Source organism: Agromyces aurantiacus (genome assembly GCF_016907355.1).
In the GTDB taxonomy this organism is placed as follows: Bacteria; Actinomycetota; Actinomycetes; order Actinomycetales; family Microbacteriaceae; genus Agromyces; species Agromyces aurantiacus.
This window is the reverse complement of record NZ_JAFBBW010000001.1, coordinates 1,854,448-1,866,735: the sequence shown is the minus strand read 5'-3', so window position 1 is coordinate 1,866,735 and position 12,288 is coordinate 1,854,448. Positions and strand designations below refer to the sequence as shown.

At 70.2% G+C, this 12,288-nt stretch carries 15 protein-coding genes; 2 read left to right on the top strand and 13 right to left on the bottom strand.

From position 1 onward, the window contains the following. The first annotated feature begins 55 nt into the window (after positions 1 to 55). A complete protein-coding gene (locus JOD46_RS08840) occupies positions 56 to 547 on the top strand; it encodes a methylated-DNA--[protein]-cysteine S-methyltransferase (protein ID WP_204393465.1) in 492 nt (163 codons plus the stop codon). Next, complete coding sequence (locus JOD46_RS08835; RefSeq protein ID WP_307834975.1) at positions 544 to 1,158, top strand: DNA-3-methyladenine glycosylase I; 615 nt, start codon at positions 544 to 546, stop codon at positions 1,156 to 1,158. Before JOD46_RS08840 ends, JOD46_RS08835 begins: the two co-directional genes overlap by 4 nt. 14 nt (positions 1,159 to 1,172) lie before the next feature. Here the strand turns inward: JOD46_RS08835 and JOD46_RS08830 are convergent, their stop codons facing one another. The 13 genes from JOD46_RS08830 to JOD46_RS08770 form a co-directional block, all read right to left on the bottom strand. Beyond that, positions 1,173 to 1,928: a YaaA family protein gene (locus JOD46_RS08830; protein ID WP_204393463.1), complete on the bottom strand. Its 756-nt coding sequence runs from the start codon at positions 1,926 to 1,928 to the stop codon at positions 1,173 to 1,175. Continuing rightward, a complete protein-coding gene (locus tag JOD46_RS08825) occupies positions 1,928 to 2,500 on the bottom strand; it encodes a P-loop nucleotide/nucleoside kinase family protein (protein ID WP_204393461.1) in 573 nt (190 codons plus the stop codon). Before JOD46_RS08825 ends, JOD46_RS08830 begins: the two co-directional genes overlap by 1 nt. 10 nt (positions 2,501 to 2,510) lie before the next feature. Continuing rightward, positions 2,511 to 2,771: a F0F1 ATP synthase subunit epsilon gene (locus JOD46_RS08820; RefSeq protein WP_204393459.1), complete on the bottom strand. Its 261-nt coding sequence runs from the start codon at positions 2,769 to 2,771 to the stop codon at positions 2,511 to 2,513. A gap of 2 nt (positions 2,772 to 2,773) precedes the next feature. Continuing rightward, positions 2,774 to 4,231, bottom strand: coding sequence for a F0F1 ATP synthase subunit beta (atpD, locus tag JOD46_RS08815; protein WP_204393457.1), 1,458 nt, complete (start codon positions 4,229 to 4,231; stop codon positions 2,774 to 2,776). Positions 4,232 to 4,259: 28 nt separating this feature from the next. Then, positions 4,260 to 5,168, bottom strand: coding sequence for a F0F1 ATP synthase subunit gamma (locus JOD46_RS08810; RefSeq protein WP_204393455.1), 909 nt, complete (start codon positions 5,166 to 5,168; stop codon positions 4,260 to 4,262). Positions 5,169 to 5,258: 90 nt separating this feature from the next. Continuing rightward, positions 5,259 to 6,896, bottom strand: a complete 1,638-nt coding sequence (gene atpA, locus JOD46_RS08805; RefSeq protein ID WP_204393453.1) for a F0F1 ATP synthase subunit alpha — start codon at positions 6,894 to 6,896, stop codon at positions 5,259 to 5,261. 60 nt (positions 6,897 to 6,956) lie between these two features. After that, positions 6,957 to 7,748, bottom strand: a complete 792-nt coding sequence (locus tag JOD46_RS08800; protein WP_204393451.1) for a F0F1 ATP synthase subunit delta — start codon at positions 7,746 to 7,748, stop codon at positions 6,957 to 6,959. Positions 7,749 to 7,751: 3 nt separating this feature from the next. Continuing rightward, the gene (locus JOD46_RS08795) at positions 7,752 to 8,321 is read right to left on the bottom strand and encodes a F0F1 ATP synthase subunit B (protein WP_204393449.1); all 570 of its coding nucleotides are present in this window, start codon (positions 8,319 to 8,321) and stop codon (positions 7,752 to 7,754) included. 28 nt (positions 8,322 to 8,349) lie between these two features. Then, positions 8,350 to 8,583, bottom strand: a complete 234-nt coding sequence (gene atpE / locus JOD46_RS08790) for an ATP synthase F0 subunit C (RefSeq protein WP_022888426.1) — start codon at positions 8,581 to 8,583, stop codon at positions 8,350 to 8,352. Positions 8,584 to 8,629: 46 nt separating this feature from the next. Further along, a complete protein-coding gene (atpB, locus tag JOD46_RS08785; RefSeq protein ID WP_307834974.1) occupies positions 8,630 to 9,427 on the bottom strand; it encodes a F0F1 ATP synthase subunit A in 798 nt (265 codons plus the stop codon). A gap of 240 nt (positions 9,428 to 9,667) precedes the next feature. Continuing rightward, positions 9,668 to 10,147: a Cg1360 family ATP-synthase-associated protein gene (locus tag JOD46_RS08780; RefSeq protein WP_204393445.1), complete on the bottom strand. Its 480-nt coding sequence runs from the start codon at positions 10,145 to 10,147 to the stop codon at positions 9,668 to 9,670. After that, positions 10,144 to 11,421 (bottom strand): MraY family glycosyltransferase, encoded by a 1,278-nt coding sequence (locus tag JOD46_RS08775; RefSeq protein WP_204393443.1) that lies wholly within the window; start codon positions 11,419 to 11,421, stop codon positions 10,144 to 10,146. Before JOD46_RS08775 ends, JOD46_RS08780 begins: the two co-directional genes overlap by 4 nt. After that, positions 11,418 to 12,257, bottom strand: coding sequence for an L-threonylcarbamoyladenylate synthase (locus JOD46_RS08770; protein ID WP_204393441.1), 840 nt, complete (start codon positions 12,255 to 12,257; stop codon positions 11,418 to 11,420). The genes JOD46_RS08775 and JOD46_RS08770 overlap by 4 nt, the downstream gene beginning before the upstream one ends. Positions 12,258 to 12,288 lie beyond the last annotated feature (31 nt).

Genomic DNA, 12,288 nt, shown 5'->3' with positions numbered 1-12,288 from the left:
CCGCGGTGTCCGATTCCCGCCAGTCGTTGACGGGGGACGCGGCTACCCTCTAAGCATGACCTCCCCGTACCTCCTCCGGCTCGACAGCCCCGTCGGCCGCATCGAACTCCTCGCCGACGAGGAGCAGCTGACCGCGCTCTCGATCGAGCGCGAGGGCGCCCTCCCCCATGACGACCTGCCCGAGCGCCCCAACGCGGTGCTCGTCTCCGCACGCGATCAGCTCGCGGAGTACTTCGCCGGCACGCGAACCGCCTTCGACGTCCCGGTGCGCCTGACGGGCACCGCGTTCCAGCAGGCCGTGTGGGCCGAGCTCGTCCGACTCGGGTGGGGCGAGGCGACCTCGTACGGCCGCCTCGCCGCCGCCGTGGGCCGGCCCGGTTCGGCCCGCGCGATCGGCGGCGCGGTCGGCGCCAACCCCGTGCCGATCATCGTCGGCTGCCACCGGGTCCTCGCCTCCGACGGGCGGATCACCGGGTACTCGGGCGGCGAGGGCATCCCCACCAAGCTCTGGCTGCTGGCGCACGAGCGCATCGGATTCGCCGCGTGAGCGGGCCCGCGCACCCCGAGGTCGTGGTCGGCGACGACGGACTCGCACGCTGCGCCTGGGGCGCGTCCGACCCCGAGTACCGCAGGTACCACGATGAGGAATGGGGCACGCCCCTCCGCGATCCGGTGCGCCTCTACGAGAAGCTGTGCCTCGAGGGCTTCCAGGCCGGCCTCTCGTGGATCACGATCCTCCGGCGTCGGCCCGCGTTCCGCGAAGTCTTCCACGGGTTCGATCCCGAGCGCGTCGCCGCCATGGACGGCGCCGACGTCGAGCGACTGCTCGCCGATGCGCGCATCATCCGCCACCGCGGCAAGATCGAGGCGACCATCGCCAACGCGCGCGCCACGCTCGCGCTCGACGTCCCCCTCGACGAGCTGCTCTGGGGCTTCGCGCCCGAGCCGCGCACGAGCGCGCCCGTGTCCTTCACCGAGGTACCGGCCACGACACCCGAATCGACCGCGATGAGCCGGGCGCTGCGCGCCCGTGGCTTCCGTTTCGTCGGGCCGACTACGATGTACGCTCTCATGCAGTCGACCGGCATGGTCGACGACCATCTCGCGGCGTGCTTCCGCTCCGGGTCCGCGCGAACCACGGCGTCCGCGGTCGCCTGAGGGGCGGACCGGGATCAGGCCACGAGCTCGAGCTCGTGCGCGGGCGAGTCGGGCGCCCCGACGTCGAGCCGGAACCCACTCGTCCGCGCCCACGCGAGGAGATCGTCGCGGTCGGCGAGCTCTGGTCGGTCCTTGAGCAGCGCGCGCGTGAAGAGCCCTTTCGCCCGCTTGTTGAAGTGGTTCAGCGCACGGCGCCGGCCGCCCTCGTCGACCGAGACCACGCGCACGAAGACGGCGTCGCGTCCCCGCGGGGCCGGACCGAGTTCGACGTAGCCCTCCGAACGGAGGTCGACGATGAGACCCCCGACGTCGACGAGCTCGGCGGCGACGGGCTCCCGCCAGAGCTGCTTCAGGCGCAGTCCCGGCAGGCGCGAGTCATGCGAGAGCCGGTATGCGGGGATGGGGTCCATCGAGCCCACGAGCCCGAACAGTGCCGAGTGCACGGCCACGTGACGGGCCGCGTAGGCTCGCGACCGTGCGTCGAGGCTCGACGAGTCGAGCGCGTCGTAGAGCACGCCGGTGTACCGGTCCAGTGCGGGCAGGGTCGGTGATTCGAGCAGCCGGCGGTTCCGCTCGACCTCGGCCGCCTGGCGCGGGCCCAGCTTGAGCGAGCGCATCATCGCCTCGGCGTCCGCCGCGAGCGCCACGACGGCCTCGATCGCCGCCGCGCGATGCCCGCCGAGGCGCGGGAACGCGAGCCGTTCGAGCGCGAGCGCGGCGGCGTCGCCTCCGTCACGCTTGGTCTCGGAGGGCGGGAGCAGCAGCAGCACTACGACGCGATGAACGCCAGCGCGGCCTCGACGTTGACGCCGAGGGGCTGGATGCTGTCGATGGTCACGCGCGGGAGCGCCGACGACGGTCCCGACCACGGCGCGTAGCCGTCGAGGCTCTGCTCGACCGCGCGCCACGTCGTCTCGTCGAGATGCGGCAGCCTGCGCTCGCGCTTCTCGAGCCGCTGACGATGCAGCCGCGCATCGGAGCACACGACCTCGATCACCCGGAGCCCCACCTCGGTGCGTTCGGCGAGGTCGCGCCACTGGAGTCGTGCCGATTCGGCCGCGTTCACGGCGTCCACGATCACGGTCCGGCCCGATTCGAGCTCCTTCTGCGCGATCTGCTCCGCCACGAGGTACGCGGCCAGCCCGGTGGGCTGATCGGCGTCGATCCCCGCACGCAGGATCGCGGACTCGATCGGGTCGACCGACACGACCGTGGCGCCGAGCCGGGCACCGACGATCTCACCGATCGTCGACTTGCCCGCGCCCGGCAGCCCGGCCATGACGATGAGCTGGGTGACGCTCAGGTCACCGAACTGGCGGTCGAACGGCTGCTCCCCCGGCATCCGCGACCTCTCAGGCGAGTGCGGCCCGCGAGGCCACGACCTGGACGGAATCGGACTGGACCGAGAGGAAGCCATCCTCCGCGTTCGCGGTGATCTTCTCACCGCCCGGGAGGGTGACCCGCACCTCGCCGCCGGCGAGGATGGCGAGCATCGGCTCGTGACCCGGCAGGATGCCGATCTCGCCTTCGACCGTGCGCGCCACCACCATTGACGCCTCGCCCGACCAGACCTCCTGGTCGGCCGAGACGACGCTCACGTTGAGGGCGGCCATGATCAGCCGTTCTCCTTCTGGATCTTCGCCCACTTCTCCTCGACGTCGGAGATCGGGCCGACGTTGAAGAAGGCCTGCTCGGCGACGTGGTCGAAGTCGCCGCGCGCGATCGCGTCGAACGACTCGATCGTGTCCTTCAGCGGTACGGTCGAACCCTCGACGCCCGTGAACTTCTTGGCCATGTAGGTGTTCTGCGAGAGGAACTGCTGGATGCGGCGCGCACGCGACACCGTGATCTTGTCCTCTTCGGAGAGCTCGTCGACACCGAGGATGGCGATGATCTCCTGCAGCTCCTTGTTCTTCTGGAGGATCTGCTTGACCGTGGTGGCCACGCGGTAGTGGTCCTCGCCCAGGTACCGGGGGTCGAGGATCCGCGACGTCGAGGTCAGCGGGTCGACCGCCGGGTAGAGGCCCTTCGAGGCGATCTCACGCGAGAGCTCGGTGGTCGCGTCGAGGTGCGCGAACGTGGTCGCGGGCGCCGGGTCGGTGTAGTCGTCGGCCGGCACGTAGATCGCCTGCAGCGAGGTGATCGAGTGGCCGCGCGTCGAGGTGATGCGCTCCTGCAGGATGCCCATCTCGTCGGCGAGGTTCGGCTGGTAGCCCACCGCGGAGGGCATGCGGCCCAGCAGCGTCGACACCTCGGAACCCGCCTGCGTGAAGCGGAAGATGTTGTCGATGAAGAGCAGCACGTCCTGCTTCTGCACGTCGCGGAAGTACTCCGCCATCGTCAGGGCCGACAGGGCGACGCGCAGACGCGTCCCGGGCGGCTCGTCCATCTGGCCGAAGACCAGGGCGGTCTTGTCGAAGACGCCGGCCTCCTCCATCTCGTGGATGAGGTCGTTGCCCTCACGCGTGCGCTCGCCGACGCCGGCGAACACCGACACGCCGCCGTGGTCCTGCGCGACGCGCTGGATCATCTCCTGGATGAGGACGGTCTTGCCGACGCCCGCACCGCCGAAGAGGCCGATCTTGCCACCCTGCACGTAGGGGGTGAGCAGGTCGATGACCTTGATGCCGGTCTCGAAGAGCTGGGTCTTCGACTCGAGCTGGTCGAACTTCGGCGGCTTGCGGTGGATCGGCCAGCGCTCGGTGACCTCGATCTGCTCGCCCGGCTCGGCGTTCAGCACCTCGCCGATGACGTTGAACACCTTGCCCTTGGTCACGTCGCCGACGGGCACCGAGATCGGCGCGCCGGTGTCGTGCACCTCCTGGCCGCGCACGAGCCCGTCGGTGGGCTTGAGCGCGATCGCACGGACGAGGTCGTCGCCGAGGTGCTGCGCGACCTCGAGCGTCAGCGCCGAGCTCTCGTCCCCGATGGTGATCGTGGTCGTGAGCGCGTTGTAGATCTCGGGGATCGAGTCGTGCGGGAACTCGATGTCGACGACCGGGCCGGTCACGCGGGCGATGCGGCCGACGGAACCCGACTGGCTCTGGACTGGCGCGGTGGCGGTGTCAGTCATGTTCTCTTCCTTCTGGATGAATCTGTAGCTACTTGGAGGAGGAGAGCGCGTCCGCTCCACCCACGATTTCAGCGATCTGCTGCGTGATCTCGGACTGGCGCGCCTCGTTGGCCAGGCGCGTGTAGTCGGTGATCAGCTTGTCGGCGTTGTCGGTCGCCGACTTCATGGCCTTCTGCGTGGCCGCGTGCTTCGCGGCGGCCGACTGCAGCATGGCGTTGAAGATCCGGCTCTCGATGTAGACGGGCAGCAGCCCGTCGAGGACGGTCTCGGCGTCGGGCTCGAACTCGTACAGCGGGAACACCTCGGCACGGCCCGACGGCGCGGCCTCGGCTTCGGCCTCGACGACCTCGAGCGGGAGGAGGCGGGTGACGACCGGCACCTGCGTGATGCGGCTCACGAACCGGTTGTAGACGATGTGGATCTCGTCGACGCCGCCGTCGGCCGAGTCGCGCAGGAACGCCTCGAGCACCGCGTCCGCGATCTCCTTGGCCGTGTCGAACTCGGGGTTGTCCGTCCCGCCGATCCAGCTGCGCTCGTAGTCGCGGCGACGGAACGAGAAGTAGCCCACCGACTTGCGGCCGACGAGGAAGTACACGACCTGCTTGCCCTGGCTGCGCAGGAGCTCGGCGAGCTCTTCCGCCTCGCGGAGGACCTGCGAGTTGAACGCGCCCGCGAGGCCGCGGTCGGATGTGAAGATCACGATCGCCGCGCGGTCGATGCGCTCGGGCTCGGTCGTCAGCACGTGCGAGACGTTCGAGTAGCTCGCCACGGCCGAGACCGCGCGCGTGATCGCGTCGGAGTACGGCGTGGACGCGGCGACGCGTGCCTGCGCCTTCTGGATCCGCGACGCGGAGATGAGCTCCATCGCTCGCGTGATCTTCTTGGTCGTCTGCGCCGACTTGATCTTCTGGCGGTAGACCCGAAGCTGCGCTCCCATGTTTCTCCTGTGTCCTGGCTTCCTGTCCCCGAGGCTCCCGGTTCGTCCGCGTTCGCGGTTCCCCGTGAGCCCCGGGGGACGGAGGAATGGCTAGCGGCGGCCCTTGACGATCTTCTCCTGCACGACCTCGTCCTCGCCGATGGCCTCGAACTGCTCCTTGCCCACCGACGCGAGCGGCTTGCCCTCGCCGGTCTGGAACTCGAGCTTGAACTTGTCGACCTCGGACTCGAGCGTCGCCACGGTCTCGTCGGAGAGGACATTGGTGTCGCGCAGCTCGGAGAGCACCGTGGTGTTGCGGCCGAGGTAGTCGAGGAACTCGCGCTCGAAGCGCAGGATGTCCTCGACGGGAACCTCGTCGAGCTTGCCGTTGGTGCCGGCCCAGATCGAGACGACCTGCTCCTCGACGGGGTACGGCGAGTACTGCGGCTGCTTGAGCAGCTCGGTCAGGCGCGCGCCGCGCTCGAGCTGGCGACGGCTCGCCGCGTCGAGGTCGGACGCGAACATCGCGAACGCCTCGAGCGAGCGGTACTGGGCGAGCTCGAGCTTGAGCGTCCCCGAGACCTTCTTGATCGACTTCACCTGCGCGTCGCCGCCGACTCGCGAGACCGAGATGCCCACGTCGACCGCCGGACGCTGGTTGGCGTTGAACAGGTCGGACTGGAGGAAGATCTGGCCGTCGGTGATCGAGATCACGTTGGTCGGGATGTACGCCGAGACGTCGTTCGCCTTGGTCTCGATGATCGGCAGGCCGGTCATCGAGCCCGCGCCCAGCTCGTCGGAGAGCTTCGCGCAGCGCTCGAGCAGCCGCGAGTGCAGGTAGAAGACGTCACCGGGGTAGGCCTCACGGCCCGGCGGGCGGCGCAGCAGCAGCGACACGGCGCGGTAGGCCTCGGCCTGCTTCGACAGGTCGTCGAAGATGATCAGGACGTGCTTGCCGGCGTACATCCAGTGCTGGCCGATGGCCGAGCCGGTGTAGGGGGCCAGGTACTTGAAGCCCGCCGGGTCGGACGCGGGGGCCGCGACGATGGTCGTGTACTCCATCGCGCCGGCATCCTCGAGGGCGCCCTTCACCGAGGCGATGGTCGAGCCCTTCTGGCCGATCGCGACGTAGATGCAGCGGACCTGCTTGGTCGGGTCGCCCGACTCCCAATTGGCCTTCTGGTTGATGATCGTGTCGATCGCGATCGCCGTCTTGCCGGTCTGGCGGTCGCCGATGATGAGCTGGCGCTGGCCGCGGCCGACCGGGATCATCGCGTCGATGGCCTTGATGCCGGTCTGGAGCGGCTCGTGCACCGACTTGCGCTGCATGACGCCCGGCGCCTGGAGCTCGAGGGCGCGGCGGCCCTCGGTCGCGATCTCGCCGAGGCCGTCGATCGCGTTGCCGAGCGGGTCGACGACGCGGCCGAGGTAGCCCTCGCCGACGGGCACCGAGAGGACCTCGCCCGTGCGGGTCACCTCCATGCCCTCCTCGATGCCGGTGAACTCGCCGAGCACGACGACACCGATCTCGTCCTCGTCGAGGTTCAGCGCGAGGCCGAGCGTGCCGTCCGCGAAGCGGACGAGCTCGTTCGCCATGACCGAGGGCAGGCCCTCGACGTGGGCGATGCCGTCGGCGGCGTCGGTCACGTAGCCGACCTCGGTCTTCTGCGCCGCGCCCGGCTCGTATTCGCGGGCGAACTCCGAGAGAGCCGAACGGATCTCGTCGGGGCTGATGGAGAGTTCTGCCATTGCCATTTCCTTAGCTACTGGGATGTCGCGGCGCGGGACGCCGGTCGTGGTCGGCCGGCGTCAGCCGGCGAGCTTCTGCCTCAGGTCGTTGAGGCGGCTGGCGACGCTGCCGTCGATGACGTCGTCGCCGACCTGCACCCGCACGCCGCCGAGGACCGACGGGTCGACGATGGAGTCGAAGCGGATGCGGCGGCCGGCCCGTGCCCCGAGCGTCTGCTCGAGGCGGGCGATCTGGTCGGCGCCCAGGGGCACGGCGGACGTCACGGTCGCGACGTCGAACCCGCGCTGGTCGGCGACCACGGACGCCGCCTCGCGGAGCATGCCGCCGATGCGGCGGCCCCGGGGCGACTGCACCAGGTGCCGGACGACGAGGACGGTCGCGGGCGAGGCGACGGGGCCGAGCAGGCGATCGACCAGCTTCACCTTGGCGTCGGTCGATCCGAGCTTCGACCCGAGCGCGAGCTCGAGCTCGGCGTCGGAGGCGACGGTGCGCTGGAACGCGTACAGCTCGGCGTCGACCTCGGCGTCGCCGGCGGCGTCCGCCGCCACGCGGAGGCCCAGCTCCTCGAGTCCGTCTAGGAAGTCGGCGGCCGAGGACCACCGCTGCGACGCCGCGCTCGCGAGCAGCGCCACCGCCTCAGGCGCGACCCTGCCGCCGAAGACGCGCTCGAGGAGCGCGCGCTTCTGGGCCGGCTCGGCCTCGTTGTCGGTGAGCGCGGTGCGCAGGTGGGGCGTCTGGGCGATCACCCGGGTCGCGGCGAGGAGGTCGCCGGCCACCGGGAGCTCGGCTCGGCCGAGCGCCGCGAGCTCGGCTCGCGTGCCGGCCAGGGCCCCTCTCGTTGCGCTGCCCATGGGCTACTTCTTCCCCCCTGCGGCGGCCTGCTCGGACGCCTCGAGGTCGGCGAGGAAGCGGTCGACCACGGCCTTCGCCTTGGCGTCGTCGGAGAGGGTCTCGCCCACCACGCCCGACGCGAGGTCGATCGCGATGGTGCCGACCTCGGAGCGCAGCGAGACGAGCGCCGACTGGCGCTCCGCCTCGATCTGCGCCTGCGCGCTCGCGGTCACGCGGGCGGCCTCGGTCGTGGCCTGCTCCTTGGCCTCGGCGACGATCTTCTTGCCGTCCTCGCGGGCGGTCTCGCGGATGCGACCCGCCTCGGCGCGCGCGTCGGCGAGCTGGGCGGTGTACTCCTCGAGAGCGGCCTCGGCCTTGCGCTGGGCCTCGTCGGCCTTCGCGATGTTGCCCTCGATCGCCTCGGCACGCTCGTCGAGCAGCTTCTGCATGCGCGGCAGCACGTACCGCCAGAAGAAGACGAGGATGATGACGAAGCAGACCGCCGACCAGACGATGTCGTAGGTCGCCGGGAGGACCGGGTTCGGAGTCTCCTCGCCGCCCTCCGTTGCAGCACTCAGGAGTGCGTGAAGCACGTTGGCCTCCTCAGTTGGGACGGGGGGATCAGACGAAGATGAAGTAGGTCGCGATACCGATGAAGGCGAGCGCCTCGGTGAAGGCGATGCCGATCCACATCAGGACCTGGAGGCGGCCGGCGAGCTCGGGCTGGCGGGCCACGCCCTCGATGGTCTTGCCGACGACGATGCCCACGCCGATGGCCGGGCCGATGGCGGCGAGGCCGTAGCCGACCGTCGCGATGTTGCCGTTGATCTCAGCGAGAACGGTGGTTGCGTCCACGTTGGGGTTTCCTTTCTTGGGGTTCGCTTCGGGCGGATGCCCGGGCTCAGTGCTCCTCCGCCACCGCGAGCTGGATGTAGACCGCGGTGAGGAGCGTGAAGACGTAGGCCTGCAGGACGGCGACCAGCACCTCGAACAGCGTGAACACGAGGCCGAAGGCCAACGTGCCCGCGCCGAGCAGGGTGTACCAGCCGCCGAGCGTGAAGACGAAGAACTGCGTCGCCGCGAAGAAGAGCACGAGCAGGAGGTGCCCGACGATCATGTTCATCATGAGTCGCAGCGTCAGCGTGACGGGGCGGATGATGAAGGTCGAGATCAGCTCGATGGGCGTGACGATGATGTACACCGGCCACGGAACGCCCGACGGGAAGAGGGAGTTCTTGAAGAAGTTGCCGGGGCTCTGCTTGATGCCCGCGTAGATGAAGGTGACGTACGAGACGATCGCGAGCACGAGCGGGACGCCGATGACCGACGTGCCGGCGATGTTCAGGCCCGGGATGACGCCCGTGATGTTCATGAAGAGGATCAGGAAGAACATCGTGGTCAGGATCGGCAGGAACCGCTTGCCGTCCTTCTTGCCGAGCAGGTCGTCGGCGATGTTGACGCGGACGAGGTCGAGGCCCATCTCGACGAGGCTCTGGAAGCGGCCCGGGACGACGCGCATGCGGCGCGTGCCGAGCCAGAAGACCAGGAGGAGCGCGACGACTGCGACGAACCGCACCAGGATGATGCGGTTGATCTCGAAGTCGGTGCCCTCGAACAGGAGCGGGCCGGGGAAGAACTCCTCGATCGACGGCCCGTGGAACTCACCATCATCGGTTGCGGTCGGAACCAGCAGGTTCACAGCGTTAGCTAGCAGCGCTATCTCCTGTTTCGGGGCGTGGAGCGGAGCTCTCGCGTCGACGAACATGGAACACGGCCCGACGCACATGCCGGAGCAGGGCGGAACCGTGGGGGATCTCCCCCACTCTAGCAAGAAGTCGGGCCTCCGCCGAATCGCTACGGCGTGTAGAAGTGCGCCACGACCGGGGTGCATGCCGATCGGCGCATGACGGTCCTCCGGATGGCGCCGCCGCGGCCGCGCTCAGTCGTGGGAGGGCGGGGGCGGCAGCTGCGTATCGCTCGCGTAGGGAAGGCGCGATCGGGCGACGACGAGCACGTCCACGACGAGGGATCCGATCACGCCGGCGACGATCGCGAGGAAGAGCACCACCGGGTCGAGCCAGTCGGCGCCGCGCAGCAGCACCACGAGCACGATGAAGAGGATGAACTTCAGCAGCCATCCGCCGAGCACGATGCCGAAGAACGCGCCGACGAACAGGTCGGAGCCGGCGAAGCGGTTCGCCAGCAGGATGCTCGCCGCCGTGATGCCCATGAACACGACCGCGATGAGGGTGCCGAGCAGGGCGCTCACGAGCCCCTCGGCGCCGGCGACGGCGAAGCCCACGATCCCCCCGACGACGGCGATCCCGGCGGCGAGCACGCCGCCCCAGGCGAGCGCTCGGCGCAGCACCGGGTTCGAGGTGGGCGTACGGTCGGCGGGATCGCGCGGTGCGGCGGTCATCGGGCTCCTGTCGGGTGCTCGTCCGGCGTGGCCGGTCGGTCGGTGGCGGGCGCGGACACGGCGCCGGCGAGCTCGTCGAGCCCCGGCGCGTACGGCGCGGTCGCGGCGTCGGCCTCGGCGGCCACGGTCTGGCGCTTGCGGCGGCCGAGCGGTGCGAGGGTGAGCGCCGCGAGGATCACGAAGCCGACGCCGAGGACCAGGAACGCCCAGCTCGAGTCGATGCCGAAGTACACGGGGAAGACGAACGCGAGCAGGCACCCGAACGAGGCGACCGCGGTCCAGCCGTAGAAGATGAGCACCGCGTGGAGGTGCGAGTGGCCCATGTCGAGCAGGCGGTGGTGCAGGTGCTTGCGGTCGGCCGCGAACGGCGACTTGCCCGCTCGCAGTCGCCGGATCACCGCGAGCCCGAAGTCGAGCAGCGGGATCACCAGCACCGCGAACGGGATGATGATCGGGATGAACGCCGGGAACAGCTCGTCGGTGCCGAGCAGCGACGGGTCGACCTGGCCCGTGACCGCGATGGCCGAGGTCGCCATGAGCAGGCCCACCAGCAGCGCGCCCGCATCGCCCATGAACAGCTTCGCGGGATGCCAGTTCAGCGGCAGGAACCCGGCGCACGCGCCGACGACGAGCACGGCGAGCAGCGAGGCGAGGTTGAAGTAGTTCGTCGGCGAGGTCTGCTGCACGAGCAGGTAGGAGTACAGGTAGAACACGCCGCTCGAGATGAGCGCGACGCCGGCGACGAGTCCGTCGAGGCCGTCGATGAAGTTGATCGCGTTCATGACGAGCACGATCGTGAACACCGTGATGGTCGCGCTCATCCACGACGATCCGACGGTGATGCCGCCGTCCGGTCCGCCGATGGGCAGCGACACGATCGAGACGCCCTGCCAGGCGATCATGCCCGCGGCGATGAACTGGCCCGCGAGCTTGGTGATCCAGTCCAGCTCCCAGATGTCGTCGGCGACGCCCATCGCGACGATGAGTCCCGCTGCGGCCAGGATCGAGAGCACCTGCCACCGGTCCTGGAAGACGATCTGCAGGTTCGCGAACCGGTCGATCCCCAGCGAGGAGATCCACGCCCCGGCGGCGACCGCGACGAGCACGCCGACGAACATCGCGATGCCGCCCAGGCGCGGCGTCGGCCGCGTGTGCACGTCGCGCTCGCGGATCTTCGGGTAGAGCCGGTACCGCAGGCTCAGCTTCCAGACGACGACCGAACCGACGAACGTCACGACCGCGGCGACGAGCGCGAGGGCGACGAACAGGGTCATGAGGCGGCGGCGTCCGTCCGGTCGGGCGTGTCGGCGGATCCGGTCGCCGCTTCGCCGGCTCGGGTGGGCGCGTCGGCGGGCACGGACGCCGCGTCGGCGTCGCGTCCGGCGCCGGCGTCCACCGCCGAGGCGGGCGGCGCGGCCGGCGCGAGCAGCTCCTCCCCCACGACCTCGGCGATCCGCTCGCGCGAGATCACGCCGGCACGGACGATGCGCAGCGTGCCGGTGCCGTCGGCGTCGAGGCCCGTGGCGTCGACGATCGTCGACGACGTGTCGCCCGGCCGCTCGCCGATCGCCTCGTAGCCGCTGCCCGCGGGCCCGCCGTCGAGGTAGACCGAGACGCGGTCGCCGAGCATGTCGGCCGCGGCCTGCGCGGTCGTCGCCGACGGCATGCCGGAGAGGTTCGCCGACGACGCCGCGAGCGGGCCGGTCTCGGAGAGCAGCTCGAGCGCGATGCGGTGGTCGGGCATGCGCAGCGCGACCGTGCCGCGGGTCTCCCCGAGGTCCCACTGGAGCGAGGGCTGCGCGCGCAGGATCACCGTGAGCCCGCCCGGCCAGAACGCCGCGACGAGCGCGCGCACGGCCTCGGGTACCTCGACGGCGAGTGCGTCGAGCGTGGGGATGCCGGGGACGAGCACGGGCGGCGGCGACGTGCGCTCACGGCCCTTGGCATCGAGGAGCCGCTGGACGGCGGCGGGGCTGAACGCGTCGGCGGCGAGGCCGTAGACGGTGTCGGTGGGGATGACGACGAGCTCGCCGCTGCCGATGGCGCGACGAGCCAGGCGCATGCCGGCGAGGAGCTCGGACTCGACCGAGCAGTCGTGGATGACAGTCATGACCGCTCGATTCTAGACGTGGCGGACGTCT